Here is a 20,170-nt window from a genome sequence, read left to right on the forward strand (position 1 = left end):
TTTTAATTCAATGGAAGATGAAATGCGAAGATATTAATGCCATTGGTTGATTCCAAAGATAGCGTGCCCCCTTGCAGCTCGGCTAAAGATCTTGCCAGTGGGAGTCCGATGCCGGTGCCTCTTATTTTTTCTGCATGAGCCGTTCTGAAAAATGGCTCAAAAATTTTTTCCCGTAGGTCTTCCGGAATTTCCTGCCCGTCGTTACTTATAGTAATAATGACATATTTGCTGTCAGATGCATAACTGATTGCAGCCTTTACAAAAGACTGGCTGTATTTGATAGCATTGTCAAAAAGATTGCTGAGTATTTTAGTAGTGGCTTCTTCATCTATGTTACCCACTATATTTTTATCAGGAATATGCAACTCAAAATGGATTTTTTTATGTTCAGCCAGTGGAATGAAGCTGGCATATATGCTTTGAAAGAGCTCAGAAATGTTGATGTGGTCTTTATGCAATGAGAACTCGCCTGACTCTATCTTTCTGAAATCCAGTAGCTGATTGGTAAGGTCCAGCAGCCGCCTTGTATTTTTATCCATTACCAGCAGGTATTTTTCCACCCTCGGTACCTGGCTGATATTATTCATTATTTTCTCCATGGGCGCTTTGATAAGCGTAAGTGGCGTTCTTATTTCATGTGCAATTTTGGTAAAGAAATCTATTTTAGATTCATACATTTCCTTTTCCTTTGCTCTTTCAAAAACGGCCATTTTTATTTTTTGCTTTTCCTGCTGACGCCTATGGTAAAACCTTGTAACAGCATATACAGCCAGTATACCTGTTAAAATATAAAATATATAAGCCAGGTCGCTGAACCACCACGGAGGCAGTATTTTTATGGCAAGCATTTTTTCGTTATTCGCCCAGTTACCATTACTGTCTGTAGATTTTACAATGAACCGGTAGGTACCGGGCGAAAGGTTAGTGAAGTATACCCTGCGGTTGGTTTTGATATAATTCCAGCTTCTGTCTAATCCTTCTAGCATATAGGCGTATTCAATATTGTCCGGTGACGTATAATTCAAAGCTGCAAAGTCAATATGAAAAGTGGATTGATTATAAGGCAGCGTTATATTGTTTGTAATCAGTATAGATTTTCTTAACGGCCCGTTTTGAGGATTAACGGAAAGTGAAGCGTTGAAGAAAGATATATTAGTTAAATAAATGGAGGGGATATAATTGGTTGTTTCAAGGTCAGCAGGGTTAAAGCTGATCATCCCTTTTACGCTGCCCATATAAATAGTGCCGTCTTGGGCCTTATAGCAGGAAGAATAGTTAAACTGGTCGCTAAGTAATCCGTTAGTTTTTGTAAATGTGCGCAGTATGCGGCCATTTTTACTCATCAGTACCAGCCCTTTAGAGGTTGTAATCCATTTGTTATAGTTGTTGTCTTCTGTAATAGTATAGACCATGTTACTGGGCAACCCTGTTTTATCAGAATAGATATATGTTTTTTTTGTTTGCAGATTGATATTGTATAACCCGTATTCGGTGGCTACCCAAACCGTTTTATTATAGGATTCAAAAAGATAGGTGATCCTGTTTTCGGCAAACAGGTTTTTGTTTTGTTTCCACACCTGTATACTGCCAAATATTTTTTTTGAAGGTGAATAATAGTGAAGCCCGTCCTGAAACGTACCCGTAAGAATAGTTCCGTCAGATAGTTCGATAATACCTGAATAAAAGTCTTCATGGGGAAAGTAGGGTGGCGATATAAAATTGTGATCTTTTTCGTTATATATATGAATACCGTTTGAAGTGCCCACCCATATTTTGTTGTCAGAAGATTTATATAAACTGTGTATGAAATTGCTTCTTAGTTGGTCATGACCTGGTTTGGCGGAGAAGTGCCGGATTACTTTTTGTTTACCCAGGTCCATAACGTCGAGTCCATGCTCAAACGTGCCTATCCAAAGCCGGTTGTTTTTATACAGCAGGCCATGAATGTTTGTGTGGGCGATTCCGGATTTTTTATCGCCGGGTTTAAAATTGGTGAATAACCCGGTTTTTGGATCAAATTTATTCAGTCCTGCATCTTCTGTGCCAATCCATAAATAGCCTTTATCATCAGCGATAATTTCTCGTATGGCATTACCTGCTACTGCTCCGGGCCGGGATTGGGGAAAATATTTTTTAAAAACCGGTTTTTCTTTCGGTTTGTAATTAATGCCCCCGAAATAAGTACCTATCCAAATGCCTCCTTCATTATCTTTACAAAATGAGTAAACCGCATTATCGCTAAGGGAGTAAGGGTCCTGGTAACCTTTTTTTAAGTTCTTGAAAGAGTTGTCTTTTGTATTATAAATATACACACCGCTTTCTGTGGCTATCCAGTATTCGCCGGTATCGTTTTTTATAAAATCCCGGGCATAGATTTCCGTATTATCTGTATTATAAATAAGTAAATCTTCATAAGTTTTTGTTGAGAGATTAAATTTTTTTATGCCTTGCGTGGCTGTGCCAATAAGCAAATAACCTTCCCCGGTATCATAGATCCGTTCTAACCAAAAAGTAGCAGGGGCGGGGGAGTGGTTAAAAACCGGGAAAAATTCAAATTTCCCGTTTATTTTGTTGTACCTGCCTAATTCGCCTTGAAATGTTGCCACCCAAATGTCTTTTGTATGAGAAACCGCCAGTGTTGTGCAGAAGTTCAATTCTTTAGCACTAAACTGTGTTACTTTTTGTGTTTTGAGGGACAGGCGATATACTTTGTGATTAATAATAAACCATGTATCGCCATCAGGTCCGTTCACGATTGCTTTTACTAATTGCCTCGGTGTATTTTGTACATGTGAAAAGTTTTCGTAGTCTGGGTCATAAACAAATATTCCACGCTCTGTGCCTACCCATATTTTGCCGTCACTTCCTTCGCTCAATAACCATACAGAATTATTACCAAGGCTGGTACTGTCAGCGGGGTCATTTCTGAATATTTTGAAAGTGTAACCATCAAACCGGTTCAACCCGTCTTTAGTACCTACCCATATAAACCCCTTTTTATCCTGTATAATGCAGGTAGCGGTATTGTTAGATAAGCCCTGCTCTACCTGGTAATACTTAAAATAATAGTTTTGGCCTGCTGCTGTTGCAGAGAACAGAAGCAGAAAAATTTTTGTACACAAAATTTGTATTCTCAACATTTAGCCAAACGTACAGAAAAGTTTTGATGCAGGAAGCAGGAACAAGGCAGACGCATATATTGGTTTTTTAGGCCGACATAGTAACACTTCCTTACTATGCATCTTTTTAACCGCTGAATTATCCTTTCCGATTAACATATTGCCGCTATGCGGCTTGATTCTATAACATGTAATAGTACCTTGTTAACAGGAGCGTGGGAACAGGATTATTATTAAGCCGCATAGCGGCGATATGTTTTTAATTTATACGTCCGCTCTGGTATCAATAAAGGGAGACTATTTTTGCTTTGCGGGGAGTGCACTTTCTGTTGCAGACTTCTTGCTCATGGGGGCTGTTTATTTTTAAAAATAAAAATTCCGGCTACTATTAAATAGCAGGAATTTACTATTCATATCTTTTGAGTAAATATTTATAGCCGGGGTGTCATGAATATTCAACAGGGGACTATCTTGTTGTTTATTCTCCGGCAGGCGCATTAATGAATGCACCCGCGGCTACAGGTTCTCCAAAGTTAGGCGTACCATTTGCGTTCCACGTAAACTTCTGCATACGGGTGCTTCTTGAATTACCGCAACCGCTATTATCAGGACGGGATTCCATATTTGCATGATAAACGATCCAGTCTTCCTTGCCGTCTTTTGATTTAAAAAATCCATTATGTCCCGGTCCATATGCTGTCGGAATTTTTGTAAATACAGGGTTGGGGGTTTTGGTCCATGATGCCGGCAAAAGAGGATTGGCATCTTTTGCCAAAGTGAGCATCCCCAGGCAATAATCGTCAGTCCCGCAATAGCTGGCAGAATAGATAAGAAATACATCTCCTTTTCCGTTTTTTAATATTTCCGGCCCTTCGTTTACGGCAAAACCTTTTGTTTCCCAGGCATTTTGAGGGGTGGAAATCATTACAGTTTCCCCGGTAAGTGTGTAAGGATTGGACATCTTGGAGATATAAATATTTTGAGTAAGGTTTCCGGTTGCTGCACCCGGCCGACCGGACCATATAAAGAACAGCTCATTTTTATATTCAAGAATGCTACCGTCAATCGACCACAAATTGTTAGGTTGGGTTATGAGTTGCCCCTTATCTACCCAGTTCTGAGTAGTAGGGTCTTCATTGGCGTTTTCTAACACAAACATACGGTGGTTCACATCCTGACCATTACTTGCAGTGTAATAAATGTACCATTTGCCTTGCAGAAAGAACATTTCCGGAGCCCATACATCCCTGCTGTTAGCTCCTGATGCCGGAGCATTGAAAACAACAGTACTGGGCGCTGTGGCCAATTGGTTCATGGCAGCAGTTTTGCGTATTTCAATCCGGTTTCCGTGTGTTTGCAGAAAATAGTAAAAGCCTCCACGCTGCGCTACCCAAGGGTCCGGCGCCGAATTAAGCAGGGGATTTTGGAATTTTGCAGGCTTTGTTACTTCCGGCGGCCTGGGTGTGTACAAAACCGGTCCGGCGCCGCGTTTGCCACATGCTGCTATAATCAACAAAAACCAAGCTGTGTATATTATATATTTCATCAGTATATTTTTTATTGTTTTTAATGGTCTGATGGAACTTTGCATAATATTACTTTGCTCTGTTTGAGAAAAATTGATCATGCTCTGTTTCATTTATTTATTTTTAAAATTTTGAGTATTCAAAATAATCAAGCTCTCCGTATCCCACGTTTTGGCGGATACTTATTTTATGAGTACCTGCCTCAAGACGAAAAATCAGGTTAAATGTCTGCCACACGTTCCATCCCCTGTTGGGAATATTATATATTTTTGCATCGGCTGCGTTGTTATCTATATATACCTTATGTGAAGTGCCATCGAGCCCTGTACCTGCGGCTACTTTTATCAGGTAATCTCCTGGGGTTAAAATCTGTATAGTAGCATCAATACCGCTTGCAGCATTATCTATAGCTCCCACTTTTGCCTGGTTAGATGAAGTTGCTTTTGTATCAGGGTCCGTGGCTACTTTTGCTAATCCTGTTAATGTTGCGTTTTCAGCCTCAATTCTTATAGGCAGTACTTTTACTTTAGGCTTTACGGTACTGCTTTTGACGCGGTTACCGGCAACGTCAATCAGCACGGCATAAAAAGAAAGCTGCTGGTCGGGCACATTTTCCGTTACCTGGTACTCCAATGTGTAGGGCGCGATTGTTTTTTCACCTATCTTTTCATCTGCCTTATAAAATTCCACTTTACTCAGCATTGCCCCACCGTAAGCGCTTTGGCCTTCTGCTTTTAAGATATACTTACCGTTTGCCACAGCAACAGTGTCTGCGGTTAGGCTAAATGTGGGCGGATTGGCGCTTAAAGGTATTTCCACCTCTTTTTTACAACTGCCCATCATTGTCAAAACGGAAATAAAGGAAAGCAGGTATAATAGTTTTTTCATTTCTGTGCTTTTTGTGCGTTTAAAGATCATCCTGTTCTATTTTTATTAATAGTTCGGGTTTTGAGTAAGATTACTGTTATCAATATCGGATTGTGGAATGGGATACCATTCGTGCTTGTTAGGCACAAAGTTGTTGAAGTCCGCATCTCTGGCTTTCAGTACTGCCAAGTTGTTGGAAAGCTCGCCCCAGCGTACCATGTCGAAATAGCGCCATCCTTCGCCTGCAAGTTCCAGCATTCTTTCATGTTTGATTTGTTGCCTGAAATCGGTCTGGTTCATACCGGGCTTTATGGTTGCCAGCGGGCTCATGTTTACGCGTGTCCTGACCCTGTCCACATACTGGTAGGCATTAGCTGTCTGCCCTGCTTCATTCAGACATTCGGCATACATCAGTAAAATATCGGCATAGCGTATCATCCGGTAATTGTTGGGAGAGCTGAAGCTCTCTGTATTTCTCCAGTGGTCATTCAATAATTTTCTGAACCAAACTCTTTTGTCATTAGCACCATAGCGTGCCTGCCATGTTGCGCCGTACACATTGGTAAATGCGGGGCCTCTTTCATCTGCATAATCGTAGAGAAAGCTTACGGCAACCCGGGGGTCTCTTCCGTTCGTGGCAGTTTTTTCAACATTAAAGCTATCTATGATCCAACGCCTCGCTGCGCCATCCGCATACCCTGGACCAGGCGCAGGAGGGGCAAGGAACTTGGGCACAGAGATTCCTGTATTAAGGCTGATTCCCAGATTGGTATCATCATCGCCGTTCTCCGCCGGATTTTCTTTAAACTGTATTTCAAAAACTGATTCCCGGTTGTTCTCCGTTGTTTTTTTGAAATTGTCGGCATAGCTGTCCATCAGCCCGTAATTGGCAGCACCAGCTCCGGTTACTAACCAATCCAGTGCCTGTTTGGCTTCATTGAACTTCCCCTGTTGCATATACGCTTTTGCCAGCAGCCCATGCGCAGCGCCTTTGGTAGCTCTGCCAATATCAGCGGCAGCGTAGGTGGCCGGCAGGTCGGCCAGGGCTTCTGTAAGGTCTTTTTCTATTTGCGCATATACCTGCTGTGGGGTAGCATTTGCCGGGTAATCCGTAGGCGCCATTACTTCCAGCACCAGTGGCGGACGTCCCCAGTACACTACAAGGTTAAAGTAGTTAAGTGCGCGTAAAAATTTAGCTTCGGCAATTACTCTTCTTTTAAGCGTTTCGTCCATGTTTATTTGCGGCACGTAGGCAATGACCTGGTTAGCGCGGTAGTTGGCATGGAAAATAGCGTTCCACTGGCCGCTGCCGGTATTGTTGCTGGTGTAAGCAAAGGCCATGTTATTGTTAAGGCCAATGTCTCCGCCAGATCCAAACCCTTCGTCAGACCTGAGCAGGTAAAGAAAGTGCATCCATCGGTTATAGTAGTTGCTGCTCCTGTTAAATGCGCTGTACACGGCGTTAATTCCTTTTATGGCATCGCTTTCCGTTTTCCAGAAAGAGCCGTTGGTGAGCATATCCGGGTTAGGCTCGTCAAAATTCCTCTGGCAGGAAAAGGTAAGCAGCCCTACAATAATTAAAGTATATATGTTTAGTATTTTCATTTTAAATTGATTTTCTTTTTTGATTAATTATAAGCCTAATGTTAATCCAAAAGATACGATCCTGTTAGGAGGCCATGCGCCGTTGTCCACGCCGGGCTCAAGGTTCGCGTTAGCACCTGTCACATCCGGGTCCATACCAGAGTACTTTGTGAGAGTGAGCAGGTTCTGTCCGCTTATATATACCTGCAGTGAGGGCAGGCGCAACCTCTTTAAAATATTCTCGGGCAAATTATATCCCAACTGCACATTGCTTAATCTCAGGTAAGAGCCATCTTCCAGCCACCTTTCAGTGTCGCCTCGTACGTTAGAAAGAATACCCTGATCGACAGCAGGATCGCCGGGTGTATTGCTGGTATATGACACTCCAAGCCTTGGAAAATCAGTAGGGTTGGCAGCCGTCCAGGGCACAATACCCTTTCGGTAGTTGGAGTACCCCATACCGTCAAAATCGCGGCGCATATCATTGTATAATTTGTTACCGTACACACCATATAACTGTATATTCAGCGTAAAACTTTTATAATACCCGTTCCACAGAATGCCGGAGGTAAATACAGGCCATGGTGATCCGGCGAAGGCTCTGTCTTCGGAACTAATGTCGTTGCCGGTGCCCCGGTCAAGCAAATTAATATACCGTATGTCACCAGGTTTAGCAATGCCGGACTGTGCCCTGTGCGCATCTATTTCCGCCTGATTCTGGAAGATTCCGTCCGTTAGTATAAGGTAATACTCACCTATAGAGCGGCCTACCTGTGTGCGTGTATTGCCCGATTGGATATAGTTCCGTGGAAGGCCTGTTTCAGGATCAATGCCCAGATTGCCCAGCTCCAGCACTTTATTCCTGATAAAGCTGATATTGCCTGCAATATCCCAGTTGAAAACGTTTTCGCTTTTTCGGGGGCGGTATCCCAACTCCAGTTCTATGCCTTTGTTTTGAATAGAACCGATATTGGTAAATATGTTATTGCTCAGCCCACCTAAATAGCCGGGTAACGGCAGGTACAGCAATGCAGCAGAAGTTACAGACCTGAATATGTTGAAAGATATGTTGAACTGCCTGCTGAATAGGGAGGCGTCAAAACCCAGGTTCATTGTTGCCTTTTGCTCCCATCTTAAATTAGGATCTACCAGGTTTATCTGGGAAGCGCCCACATTAGCTGTTTGCTCGCCAGGGCCGAAGATACCTCTTGGCCCCTGGTTGATAAGCCCCAGGTATTGATAGTTGTTTAAGTTAGTGGCACCTAATACGCCATAGGAGCCTTTTAATTTTAGTTCAGACACCCAGTCTGCATTAAAGAATTTTTCGTTACTTATTTTCCAGGCAACGGCTCCGGAAGGGAAAAAGCCTGTGCGGTAATTTTTAGCGAACCTCGAATCTTTATCAGAACGGAAGGTGAATGTGGCCAGGTAACGGTCGTCAAAAGTATAATTGAGCCGCCCCAGCCAGGAATCTATGAAGTTCCTGCCCCTACTGCCGGAAGAAGTGCTTACTCCTGTAGCGGAATTGATGGTATTAAAATAGATATCGCCGGCTTCAAGTAAATCGGTTTTTCCGGCACCAATGCCTTCCCTGCCTATGGTTTGCTGTGTGTAGCCAACCACACCATTCACATAGTTCCTGCCAAAGGTTTTGTCAAAGTTTAATGTATGCTCAAAAAGATAGCTTAAAAACTGTGAGCGTCCTTCATCTATCCTTGTTGGGGCGTCTATCTGGTTCCAGTACCATATTCCCTTGCCTCTTAAAGATTTTTCTTTGTCAAAGCTGGTTTCCAGGCCGGCGTTGGCGCGGTACCTCAGCCATTTGGTAATGTCCACTTCGCCGTAGATATTTCCCATTATTTTTACATAATTGTAGCTATAGTTGGTAATATAGGCCTGTGCTACCTGGTTCCTTGAATAAGTCCGGGCGTTGTTTGAGCCTATGCCCCAGCCACCGGGGTTAGCATCGCTTACGAACGCTTCATCTTTTACCGGTATAATAGGGAGCATATTGAAAGCGTCATAGAATGGATTTCCCCCGAAAGCACCGCCCGAAAACGGGGCACTGCCGTAGGAAGTGGAGATGAGTATGTTTTCACCTACCTTCACCCTGCCTCTTTTGGCTTCGGTATTGATGCGCAGGGCCGCCCTGTCAAACTCGCGGTTGATCATAGTACCCACATCTTTGAAATAGGAGCCTGATATAAAATATTTTGAGTTTTCTCCACCGCCTGATAGGGAGAGGTTGTAGTCTTGTATAGACCCGGCACGAAACAACTGATCTGCCCAGTTCACATTGGTGCCGTCAAAATTGGCGACGGATGCCTGCTGCGTATAACCTGCATTCTGATATGCCTGTTTGTTCATTGCCGCATATTCCGGCCCACTCATCATATCATACATCTTTGGCAGGTTCGTCCTGCTGTATCTTGCGGAAGCGTTTACCCTCATAGGGCCAGCCTTTCCTTTTTTAGTGGTGATGATGATGATGCCGTTAGCGGAACGTGCGCCGTATATAGCTGCTGCAGACGCGTCTTTCAGCACCTGGATGGTTTCAATATCATTGGTATTGATGGTTACATTAGGGTCGGATAACATCCCGTCGATTACATAAAGCGGGTTGGCATTACCGTAAAAAGTGCTTAGCCCTCTTATGTTGACAACCGCTCCCTGGCCTGGGCCGCCGGAATTTCTTACCGTAATACCTGCAGCCTGTCCCTGAAGGGCTTCTGGTAAAGACCTTGCAACTTTGGCTTCTGTATTTTTTGTTTCAACCAATGTAGCAGCACCGGTAAGATCTTTTTTTCGTACAGTCTGGTAGCCGATTATCACTACCTGTTCTTCTTCCCTCTCTTTTGTCAGCAGAACCACATTGATTACCCGGTTATCCGGTATAGCTATGTCCTGTTCTGCATATCCTACAGATGAAAATACAAGCACTGATGCCTGGCTGCTTACGCCGATGGAAAAACTTCCGTCCTGCGCTGTAACCGTTCCGTTGGCCGTGCCCTTTTCCTGAACAGATACATTGCTGATAGGGCTTCCGTTTGCATCAGTTACCGTTCCTTTTACGGGTACTCTGTTGGTTTGGGAAAAAGATTGAAAAACTGCGATAGCAGCAAATAAAAATAATGCTAAATGCTTCATGACAAGATAACGTTTTGTTAAAGTAAAAATAGTAACTGCAATGGAGGTTCAGTTTTCAATTTTAATCAAAGATTCCTCATTTTGTCTCAATTTTTACTAAAAGGCCTTGTTAATCAAATAAAGTAGTGGGTTATTGTACAATAAGCGATTCATAATGGCCTTAATAAAAAAGAAGTCAAGTACATAGTCTTCTTTTCTTTCTGCCCAATAAAGTATTATATATAGTAGTGACGCCTGTAAATGCAAGAAAATCCATTTATATCTTTTACCTGATAATCTAACGAACCTATATTACCTTTTGCCTTGATGCTTGAGTTTTTAATGATGCACATGCTAAATGTCGCACGAGCTTTTCTCAAATGCAATTTGTGCAATTCGACACTGTATTGGGCGGCGCTTCTGGTTATAGGGCTAAACGACCTTATTAAATAAAGGAAGAAAAAGCTTTATTGAGACAATTCGTAAAAAGAATGAGACAAAATTGACCTTTCAAAAGAATGGGAACCTTTAATTTAGCGCTAATTTATTGTTTGCAGAATGAACGGATTGTATGTTATATGCAATTGAAGCAATTGCCATTTGATTTTTACTTACAGAGTTTGATCTAAACGTTTAATTATTATAATGAAATTGTACAAAAAAATTACATTAGCCACAATTATCTCCGCGATATTTGGTATGTATGCGTCGGCCCAGGCCTGGAAACCCGTTGATGGAAAAATTATGACTCCCTGGGCGGAAAAAATAAATCCGCAACAACCATTGCCCGAATACCCACGGCCGCAATTGAAAAGAAATAACTGGCAAAACCTGAATGGGCTTTGGCAATATGCAATTACAACAGAATCGCAGGTTCATATTCCTGCATCTTTTGCGGGTCAGATATTAGTTCCTTATCCTGTCGAGTCTGCCTTATCGGGCGTAGGAAAACAAGTAGGAAAGGAAAATGTTTTATGGTATAAAAGAGAAATAGCAGCCCCTAAATTGTCAAAAGGGAACCAGCTATTATTGCATTTTGGTGCTGTGGACTGGCGGTGTGATGTATATGTAAACGGGAAAAAAGCGGGCTCTCACGAAGGCGGGTTCGACCCTTTTTCATTTAATATAACGTCGTATTTAAAAAAAGGGAAGAAGCAGGAAATAGTGGTAAGGGTTTGGGACCCTACAGATGAAGGCCCTCAGCCAAGAGGAAAACAGGTAAATAAACCCGAAGGCATCTGGTATACACCGGTGACCGGTATCTGGCAAACTGTATGGACAGAGGAAGTGCCTGCTGCCTATATTGCATCAACAAAGCATACGCCTGATGTGGATGGTGGGCGATTAAAAGTAAAGGCTGATATTGAAGGAGCACATGCGGGTGATATTGTAAAGTTTGTGGCACTGGACGGCACACAGCAGGTAGGAGAATCAATTTTGCCTTCGGGTGTAGAAGGTGAAATAACCATCAGCAGTCCTAAATTATGGTCGCCTTCATCTCCTCATTTATACCAGCTGAAAATCTATCTCACGCGCAATGGTAAACAAATAGATTATGCCGAAAGCTATTTTGCTATGAGGAAAAGTGCTCTGAAAAAAGATGCGAATGGTATCAACAGGCTCGCTTTAAATAATAAGTTTGTATTCCAATATGGTCCTTTGGACCAGGGATGGTGGCCCGATGGTTTGTATACTGCACCAACTGATGAAGCGCTTTTGTTTGATATTATAAAAACAAAGGAAATGGGCTTTAATATGATCCGTAAGCACATCAAGCTGGAACCGGCCCGTTGGTATTATTACTGCGACAGTTTGGGCGTAATGGTATGGCAGGATATGCCGAGCGGCGATATGGGCGGTAATCATTGGGATATGCGCTCGGGGCAGGTTTCAGGATTTAACCGGGATAAGCAGAGAAGCGCCGTGTCTGAAGCGTATTACCGTAAAGAATGGAAAGCGATTATGGATGCGGCCCACAACTTCCCGTCCATAGTTGTATGGGTACCTTTTAATGAAGCCTGGGGACAGTTCAAGACAAAAGAGATCACAGAATGGACCATGCAATACGATCCCTCTCGTTTGGTAAACAGCGCCAGTGGCGGTAATTTCTTTTATACCGGTCATATACTGGATATTCACCATTACCCCGATCCCCAGATGCCCGACCCTGCTGTTTTCGGGAATGGCCCCGCAGCGTTGGTGTTGGGAGAGTTTGGCGGGCTCGGGCTTCCGGTAGATGGCCACACCTGGCAGGATAAGAACAATTGGGGATATCAAAGTTTCAAAAATAAAGAGGAACTGATGCAGCGGTATACAAGGCTCATGAAAGATTTGAAACAATTGATACCACTGGGGCTATCAGCAGCTGTATATACCCAAACCACGGATGTGGAAGTAGAGACAAACGGTATTATGACCTACGACAGGAAAATTATGAAAATGCCTGAAAGCTCTTTAATGAAGCTGCATCAGGAATTATATGATGTACCTGTAAAATAATTTATCCCAAAGTTTTAATTATGGTTTTTCCCGGTAATTGCAGGATTGGTATGAAATACATTGTGATATTATTATGTATATACGCTCCGCTTCTGCTTCCTGCGCAAAATAAAAGAGCAACAGGGGAGATAACAATTGTAAAACGCCCTGATCATTCAGGTACTAACCGGTTTTATATATCCAATCAAAAGCCATTGCAGTCGTTATATTTAATTAAACTTCCGGTGGGGTCCATCAGGCCGCATGGATGGCTGCTTAAATACCTGGAACGGCAACGTGATGGACTTACCGGGCATTTGGGAGAGATCAGCGCATGGCTTTCAAAAAAAGACAATGCGTGGCTGAGCAAAGATGGCAGCGGTCATTATGGCTGGGAAGAAGTTCCTTACTGGTTAAAAGGCTATGCCAACCTGGGTTATATCTTAAATGATACCAAAATTATTAATGAAGCAAAAACCTGGTTAAATGCGGCATTGAGCAGTCAGCGTGCAGACGGGTACTTCGGGCCTTTGATCCTTAGAAACGGGAAACCGGATTTATGGGGAAATATGATCATGCTCTGGTGCCTGCAATCCTGGTATGAATATAGTAAAGATGCCAGGGTGCTGCCTTTTATGGAAAAATATTTCCGCTGGCAGTATAATTTGCCGGATAGTATGTTGCTGAAGGATTACTGGGAGAACAGCAGGGGAGGAGATAACCTTATAAGTATCTATTGGCTGTACAACAGAACCAACGGAAATGATTGGCTGCTAAAGCTGGCAGAAAAAATTCACCGTAACACAGCAGACTGGAGACAACCTGATAATTTACCTAACTGGCATAATGTAAATATTGCCCAATCTTTTAGGGAGCCGGCAACTTATTACCTGCAAACCGGTAACAAAAGCGACCTCGAAGCTACCTATAACAATTTCAGGATTATCAGAGACAGGTTTGGCAATGTGCCGGGCGGTATGTTTGGTGCTGATGAAAATGCACGTAAGGGTTATACAGATCCGAGGCAAGGGGTAGAAACCTGCGGGTTAGTAGAACAAATGGCCTCTAACGAAATTTTAGCAGGCATTACGGGCGATCCATTTTGGGCCGATCATACGGAAGAAGTGGCATTTAATACTTACCCCGCAGCAGTGATGCCCGACTTTAAAGCATTGCGATATATTACCAGCCCCAACATGGCAATAAGCGACAGTAAAAATCATCACCCTGGTATTGATAACAACGGGCCTTTTTTAATGATGAACCCCTTTAGCTCCCGATGCTGCCAGCACAACCATGCGCAGGGATGGCCTTATTATTCGGAGCATGTTTTTATGGCAACGCCAGACAATGGCGTAGCTGCCTTATTGTATTGCGAAGCAACAGTAAAAGCTAAAGTAGGTAATGGGCAAGAAGTGGAAATTGAATCGCAGGGACATTATCCTTTTGACGAAACGATGCGCTTTACCGTGCACACCCGTAGTCGCACAGTTTTTCCTTTTTATTTAAGAGTGCCGGCCTGGTGCGATAATGCGCAGTTAAGTATTAACGGGAAAGTAGTAAAACAAAGTATGGAGCCATCAGCTTATATTAAAATAGTAAGGCGCTGGGAAAATGGGGATAAGGTGCAATTGACCTTACCAATGAAATTGAACGTAACGCAGTGGGCAGCTAATAAAAACAGTATTAGTGTAAACAGGGGCCCTTTAACCTATTCATTAAAAATAAAAGAGCGTTATGTAAGATCCGACAGCAAAAAGTCAGCTATTGGTGACTCTAAATGGCAGGAAACTGCAGACCCTGAAAAATGGCCTTCTTATGAAATACTACCCGCATCCGCATGGAACTATGGGTTGTACTATAAAGGTGAAGCGCCCGATTCCTTTTTTAAAGTAGTGAAAAAACAATGGCCGGCAGATAATTTTCCTTTTTCACAGGAAAGTGTTCCCGTCACCTTAACGGCAAAAGGAAAAATTATTCCGGGCTGGAAGGTAGATCAGTACGGCCTTACGGATACTTTGCCCCAAAGTCCGGTTACAACAACCGGTAAGTTAGAAACAATACAGCTGATACCGATGGGCGCTGCAAGGCTGAGAATTTCGGCATTCCCTGTAGTGAATTAAATATGTAAAATCCTCAATTATGTGTAAAAGAATTTTTACAGCATTATGTATGTCAGTGGTCATTTTATTAGGGTCGTGTGACAATCCTGAAAGCAAAGACCATACAGATGCAACAGCCAGATCGATCTGGTCTGCGGAAAAAGCAAATGAATGGTACAGCGTGCAACCATGGTATGTAGGTGCTAATTTTTTACCCAGCACGGCCATCAACCAGTTAGAAATGTGGCAGGCGGAAACTTTTGATACCGCTACCATCGACAAAGAGCTGGGGTATGCAGAATCTTTGGGTATGAACATTATGCGTGTGTACCTGCATGATCTGGTTTGGCAAAACGATGCACAAAGTTTTTATGACCGTATCAATAAATTTTTAGAAATTGCCGACAGGCATCATATCAAGATTATCTTTACCATATTCGACTCCTGCTGGGATCCCTTTCCAGTAGCAGGCAGGCAAAGAGCCCCGCAGCCTTTTGTGCATAATTCGGGCTGGGTACAAAGCCCCGGGCAAAAAGTGCTGAAGGATTCCACCCAATATCCCATGATGGAAAAATATGTAAAGGCTATTGTTGGAAAATTTGCCAATGATGACCGTATTGTAATGTGGGATGTATGGAACGAGCCCGATAATATGACCGGCCCCTCCTATGAAAAGGTAGAGACTCCTGATAAGAGGGAACTTGTATTGCCCCTGTTGAAAAAAACTTTTGAATGGGCAAGGGCCGCTAACCCGAGCCAGCCCCTTACATCGGGCGTATGGGCAGGTAACTGGGAAAACAACGGTACTCTCCAGCCGATAGAGAAAGTACAACTGGACTCGTCTGATATTATTTCTTTTCATTGCTATGATGATTCGGTAACGCTTGCTAAAAAAATAAAAGAACTGCAACGGTACAATAAACCTTTGATCTGTACAGAATATATGGCGCGTCCTAACGGAAGTACTTTCCAGTCCTCATTGCCTGTAGCTAAAGCAAACAAAGTAGCTATGGTGAATTGGGGATTTGTTGACGGGAAATCGCAAACGATTTACCCGTGGGATAGCTGGACAAAAAAATATACTGGCGAGCCGCCACTTTGGTTTCATGATATTTTCAGGAAAGACGGCACTCCTTACAAGCAGGAGGAAGTGGATTTTATAAAAAAGATGACCGGTAAGTTATAATGCATGGCTGCATGAGGCATTTAATCTTATTTGTTTTTTTGTTATCAGCTTATGGAAGCCGGGCACAGCGGCAAAACGGGGATAATATGTTGCTTGCGGACCCTACCATTTTTTTTCATAACGGTGTGTACTACCTGTATGGAACCGGATCGGGCAGCAAGCCTAATGGCTTTAAAGTTTTTACATCTGTAAATAAAAAGAACTGGGAAAGCAAAGGGTATGCTTTAAAAGAAGGGGAGAGCTTTGGTAATAAAGGTTTTTGGGCGCCGCAGGTATTTGAATATAAAGGGAAATTCTATATGGCTTATACCGCCAATGAACATATCGCTATTGCGGCAGCTGATGGTCCGTTGGGTCCGTTTACACAAAAAAAGCTCAAGCCTGTTGATGCTGCCACGAGGATGATAGATCCTTTTATCTTCTTTGATTCGGGTAAAATATATCTCTATCACGTGCGTTTGCAGGAAGGTAACCGCATTTTCGTGGCAGAGCTGAATGATGACCTTTCAGCTATAAAAAAAGAAACTTTAAAAGAGTGCATCAATGCCTCTGATCCCTGGGAGGATACGCAAAATGCAGCATGGAAAGTAGCTGAGGGGCCTACTGTGCTGAAGCATAAAGGGCTTTATTATATGGTTTATTCAGCTAATGATTTCAGGAATCCTGATTATGCTATTGGTTATGCTACTGCTGCAAACCCTACGGGTCCCTGGAAGAAATATGCAGGCAGCCCCGTTATTTCAAGAAACAATTTAGGGGTGAACGGCCCGGGACATGGGGATGTTGTAACAGATAGAAATGGTAAAATGTTTTATGTTTTTCACGTACATAACAGCGATACTGAAGTGTCGCCCAGAAAAACAGCTATTATCCGCATTGAATTCAAGGAGGTTGCCGGATACCCTGATAAGATAACCGTAAGGCGTTCTACATTCAGGCTTTTGAAAAATTAATAAAAACTACAGGGGAAATGCGATCTATATTATTTTTTGTTGTCGTTTTACTTTTTAACAGTTGTGCCACCAATAAGCTGAGCAAAAATGTTGAAACATTTACAAATCCGCTACTCTCGTCCGGCGCCGATCCGTATAGTTTTTATAAAGATGGTTATTATTACTATACACATACAAGCGGGTCAAAACTGGTTTTATGGAAGACTAAAAATTTAGCGGCCTTAAAAACTGCACAGCGTAAAACGGTTTGGACTCCACCGGCAAATACGGCTTACTCAAAAGAATTATGGGCACCACAAATCCAATATATAAGAGGGAAATGGTATATGTATTTTGCCGCTGACGACGGACATAACCACAATCACCGGATGTACGTAATAGAAAATGAATCCCCCGACCCTATGGAAGGGGAGTGGGTATTTAAAGGCAAGGTGGCGGATGCTGCTGATAGATGGGCCATTGATGCGGATGTGTTTGAGCATAAGGGTGTGTTATACATGATATGGTCTGGCTGGGAAGGCGAGGTGAATGGTCAGCAAAATATTTATATCGCCCGCATGAAAAATCCCTGGACCCTAGAAAGCGAAAGAGTTAAAATATCAGTTCCGCAATATGATTGGGAAACTCATGGTTACCTGAAAGGAGAAACACCAGAGCAGGTGAATGTAAATGAAGGGCCTCAGTTTCTGAAGCATAAAGACAAAATTTTTATTATCTATTCTGCCAGTGGCTGCTGGACAGATCATTATACCTTAGGTATGTTGTCTATCAATGCAGATGAGGATTTGTTGACTGCCCACAACTGGAAAAAGCACCCTGAGCCTGTTTTTAAAGCAGCGCCGGAAAACGGTGTTTATGCACCGGGACATAACTCTTTTTTCAAATCGCCAAACGGAAAGGAAGACTGGATCTTATACCATGCCAACTCTGCACCCGGACAGGGTTGTGGCGGGCACCGCTCACCACGTGCACAAAGGTTTACCTGGAATAAAGATGGTACGCCCCATTTTGGAAAGCCTGTAAGTGCTGATACTCCACTGGCTGTTCCGGCGCAATAGTAGTAATTATTATTTTCCCTTTACGGAATCCCTTTTCCATGCGTTAGGTATTTCATTAGGCAACGGCTGGTTTTTATTGAATGCATTGGGCATATGTTTTGTTGCATTATAAGGTATAATGCAAGGCATATTATCTTGTGTCAGCCTGGCTACTTTTCCATATTTGCTGCTGTACATATTGGTTGTATCAATCCAGGCCGCATTGTTTGGTATTGAATCATTATAGTCTGTTTTCGGCTTAATGTAAAGTAACGCCCTGTTTTGTGCATTAATAGCTGTTAAAAAGCAGATTGCAATAACAACAATGATCATTTTCATACCGGAATTTTCGGTATGATGCAAAAAATAAGCAGGTTACACAAATATTTTTAAAATTTTGTAACCTGCTTTTGAATATATCCGGTCAGTCTTGCGTCGCACATTTCAACTTTAGTGGATTCCCCGGCCTATATAAACGGGTATAATTTTTATTTGGTCTGACCGTCCCGGTCAGACCATGTATGCGCAACTATCTCATCCTTTTATACAAATTAATTAAGGTATTCGTGCTGCTGTCGTGGCTGGTAACTTCTTCATCACTTTGAAGTTCGGGAAGTATTTTATTAGCCAGCTGTTTACCCAGTTCCACGCCCCACTGGTCAAAGCTGAAAATATTGAAAATAATGCCCTGTACAAAAATTTTATGCTCGTAAAAGGCGATCAGTTGTCCAAGCGTAAAAGGAGTGATTTTTTTAATTAAAAACGAATTGGTGGGTTTGTTGCCTTCAAACACTTTAAAGGGCGCCAGCTTGCTAATGGCGGCTGCGTCCAATCCCTGCTTTTTTAATTCTGCTTTTACTTCAGCCAGGGTTTTGCCATTCATCAGCGCTTCGGTCTGGGCAAAAAAATTGCTTAACAATTTAGGATGGTGGTCGCCAATAGGATTATGTGATTGCGCCGGTGCAATAAAATCGCAGGGGATGATCTCCGTTCCCTGATGTATGAGTTGGTAAAACGCATGTTGGCCGTTAGTGCCGGGCTCACCCCAGATAATGGGGCCGGTTTGGTACGCTACTTTTTTGCCGTTCCTGTCGATACTTTTGCCATTACTTTCCATGTTGCCTTGCTGAAAGTAGGCTGCAAAGCGGTGCAGGTACTGATCGTACGGTAAAATGGCTTCCGATTGTGCTCCCTGGAAAGTTGTGTTCCAAAGTCCTACCAGCGCCATAATTACGGGAATGTTCTTTTCAAAAGCCGTTGTTTTAAAATGTACATCTGCATCATAAGCGCCTTTCAGCAGCTCTTCAAAATTATTGTAGCCGATTGTAAGGGCGATGGATAATCCAATAGCGCTCCACAAAGAATAGCGGCCGCCTACCCAATCCCAGAACTCAAACATATTCCTGGTGTCGATGCCAAATTGTTTAACCGCCGATGCATTCGTGCTGAGCGCCACAAAATGCTTGGCTACATGCTTTTCGTCTTTCGCTTTTTTCAGGAACCAGTCGCGCGCGGTGTGCGCATTGGTCATGGTTTCCTGGGTGGTAAAGGTTTTAGAGGCAATTAAGAACAGGGTGGTTTCCGGATTTACCTTTTTCAGGGTTTCCGCAATATGTGTACCATCAACGTTGGAAACGAAATAGGCATCAATGCCTTTTACTGTATAGGGCTTCAGCGCTTCTGTTACCATAAGCGGGCCAAGGTCGCTGCCACCGATACCAATATTTACAATGGCCTTTATTTTTTTGCCGGTATAACCAACATGTTTTCCTGAATGAATAGCCTCACAAAAAGTTCTCATTTTTTTCAGCACGGCCTTTACTTCGGGCATTACATCTTTCCCATTGCTTTTAATAGCTTCCTTTCCAAAATTCCTTAGAGCGATGTGCAGTACGGACCGGTTCTCTGTTTGATTGATCGCGGCTCCGCTGAACATGGCTTTAACACCATCAGCTACTTTGGTTTGATCGGCGAGCGATAAAAGGGTTTGGATGGTTTTACCGGTAATACGGTTTTTTGAAAAATCGAAATAAATATCGCCATGTTGCAATGAAAAAGCGCGGGCACGATCAGCGTCTTCCACGAAAAGCTGTCGCATATTCCATTGCTTTGCCTCTTCTGCATGCTGCAGTAACTGTTTCCAGGCTTTTGTCTTGGTCGGATTGATTGTTGGTAACATATAAAACGTTGAC

At 42.8% G+C, this 20,170-nt stretch carries 12 protein-coding genes; 5 read left to right on the forward strand and 7 right to left on the reverse strand.

The window, feature by feature from the left end:
- Positions 1-2: 2 nt before the first annotated feature.
- The 5 genes from ACYVBM_RS14740 to ACYVBM_RS14760 all read right to left on the reverse strand — a co-directional run bounded on the left by ACYVBM_RS14740 (position 3) and on the right by ACYVBM_RS14760 (position 10,243).
- Positions 3-3,122 carry a ligand-binding sensor domain-containing protein gene (locus ACYVBM_RS14740; protein ID WP_460686447.1) on the reverse strand — a complete coding sequence of 1,040 codons (3,120 nt, stop codon included), beginning with the start codon at positions 3,120-3,122 and terminating at the stop codon, positions 3-5.
- 475 nt (positions 3,123-3,597) lie between these two features.
- Positions 3,598-4,665 (reverse strand): glycoside hydrolase family 43 protein, encoded by a 1,068-nt coding sequence (locus ACYVBM_RS14745; RefSeq protein ID WP_460686448.1) that lies wholly within the window; start codon positions 4,663-4,665, stop codon positions 3,598-3,600.
- Positions 4,666-4,768: 103 nt separating this feature from the next.
- On the reverse strand, positions 4,769-5,533 hold the full coding sequence (locus ACYVBM_RS14750) for a carbohydrate-binding protein (RefSeq protein ID WP_460686449.1): 765 nt from the start codon (positions 5,531-5,533) through the stop codon (positions 4,769-4,771).
- Positions 5,534-5,578: 45 nt separating this feature from the next.
- Positions 5,579-7,117: a RagB/SusD family nutrient uptake outer membrane protein gene (locus ACYVBM_RS14755; RefSeq protein ID WP_460686450.1), complete on the reverse strand. Its 1,539-nt coding sequence runs from the start codon at positions 7,115-7,117 to the stop codon at positions 5,579-5,581.
- A gap of 27 nt (positions 7,118-7,144) precedes the next feature.
- Positions 7,145-10,243: a SusC/RagA family TonB-linked outer membrane protein gene (locus ACYVBM_RS14760; protein WP_460686451.1), complete on the reverse strand. Its 3,099-nt coding sequence runs from the start codon at positions 10,241-10,243 to the stop codon at positions 7,145-7,147.
- Positions 10,244-10,867: 624 nt separating this feature from the next.
- Here ACYVBM_RS14760 and ACYVBM_RS14765 point away from each other — a divergent pair.
- Genes ACYVBM_RS14765 through ACYVBM_RS14785 form a run of 5 tightly spaced genes read left to right on the forward strand, consistent with a single transcriptional unit; the run spans position 10,868 to position 17,999 of the window.
- Positions 10,868-12,721, forward strand: a complete 1,854-nt coding sequence (locus tag ACYVBM_RS14765) for a glycoside hydrolase family 2 protein (protein ID WP_460686452.1) — start codon at positions 10,868-10,870, stop codon at positions 12,719-12,721.
- A 50-nt stretch (positions 12,722-12,771) separates the two neighbouring features.
- Complete coding sequence (locus ACYVBM_RS14770; protein WP_460686453.1) at positions 12,772-14,823, forward strand: beta-L-arabinofuranosidase domain-containing protein; 2,052 nt, start codon at positions 12,772-12,774, stop codon at positions 14,821-14,823.
- Positions 14,824-14,842: 19 nt separating this feature from the next.
- Complete coding sequence (locus ACYVBM_RS14775; protein ID WP_460686454.1) at positions 14,843-15,988, forward strand: cellulase family glycosylhydrolase; 1,146 nt, start codon at positions 14,843-14,845, stop codon at positions 15,986-15,988.
- A gap of 11 nt (positions 15,989-15,999) precedes the next feature.
- Entirely contained in the window at positions 16,000-16,941 is a 942-nt protein-coding gene (locus ACYVBM_RS14780) for a glycoside hydrolase family 43 protein (protein ID WP_460686455.1), read from the forward strand.
- Positions 16,942-16,958: 17 nt separating this feature from the next.
- Positions 16,959-17,999, forward strand: coding sequence for a glycoside hydrolase family 43 protein (locus ACYVBM_RS14785; protein ID WP_460686456.1), 1,041 nt, complete (start codon positions 16,959-16,961; stop codon positions 17,997-17,999).
- Between the two features lie 9 nt (positions 18,000-18,008).
- On the opposite strand, the gene ACYVBM_RS14790 is transcribed toward ACYVBM_RS14785, so the two are convergent.
- Both ACYVBM_RS14790 and pgi read right to left on the reverse strand, forming a co-directional pair.
- Positions 18,009-18,317: a hypothetical protein gene (locus tag ACYVBM_RS14790; protein ID WP_460686457.1), complete on the reverse strand. Its 309-nt coding sequence runs from the start codon at positions 18,315-18,317 to the stop codon at positions 18,009-18,011.
- 190 nt (positions 18,318-18,507) lie between these two features.
- Complete coding sequence (pgi, locus tag ACYVBM_RS14795; protein ID WP_460686458.1) at positions 18,508-20,157, reverse strand: glucose-6-phosphate isomerase; 1,650 nt, start codon at positions 20,155-20,157, stop codon at positions 18,508-18,510.
- Positions 20,158-20,170 lie beyond the last annotated feature (13 nt).

Source organism: Niabella aquatica, assembly GCF_054779315.1.

Bases quoted from the DNA above. Each gene is read 5' to 3' on its own strand.
- pgi (WP_460686458.1), bottom strand. From the start codon at position 20,157: ATGTTACCAACAATCAATCCGACCAAGACAAAAGCCTGGAAACAGTTA.
- ACYVBM_RS14760 (WP_460686451.1), bottom strand. From the start codon at position 10,243: ATGAAGCATTTAGCATTATTTTTATTTGCTGCTATCGCAGTTTTTCAA.
- ACYVBM_RS14750 (WP_460686449.1), bottom strand. From the start codon at position 5,533: ATGAAAAAACTATTATACCTGCTTTCCTTTATTTCCGTTTTGACAATG.
- ACYVBM_RS14765 (WP_460686452.1), top strand. From the start codon at position 10,868: ATGAAATTGTACAAAAAAATTACATTAGCCACAATTATCTCCGCGATA.
- ACYVBM_RS14780 (WP_460686455.1), top strand. From the start codon at position 16,000: ATGAGGCATTTAATCTTATTTGTTTTTTTGTTATCAGCTTATGGAAGC.
- ACYVBM_RS14745 (WP_460686448.1), bottom strand. From the start codon at position 4,665: ATGAAATATATAATATACACAGCTTGGTTTTTGTTGATTATAGCAGCA.
- ACYVBM_RS14770 (WP_460686453.1), top strand. From the start codon at position 12,772: ATGAAATACATTGTGATATTATTATGTATATACGCTCCGCTTCTGCTT.
- ACYVBM_RS14775 (WP_460686454.1), top strand. From the start codon at position 14,843: ATGTGTAAAAGAATTTTTACAGCATTATGTATGTCAGTGGTCATTTTA.
- ACYVBM_RS14790 (WP_460686457.1), bottom strand. From the start codon at position 18,317: ATGAAAATGATCATTGTTGTTATTGCAATCTGCTTTTTAACAGCTATT.
- ACYVBM_RS14755 (WP_460686450.1), bottom strand. From the start codon at position 7,117: ATGAAAATACTAAACATATATACTTTAATTATTGTAGGGCTGCTTACC.
- ACYVBM_RS14785 (WP_460686456.1), top strand. From the start codon at position 16,959: ATGCGATCTATATTATTTTTTGTTGTCGTTTTACTTTTTAACAGTTGT.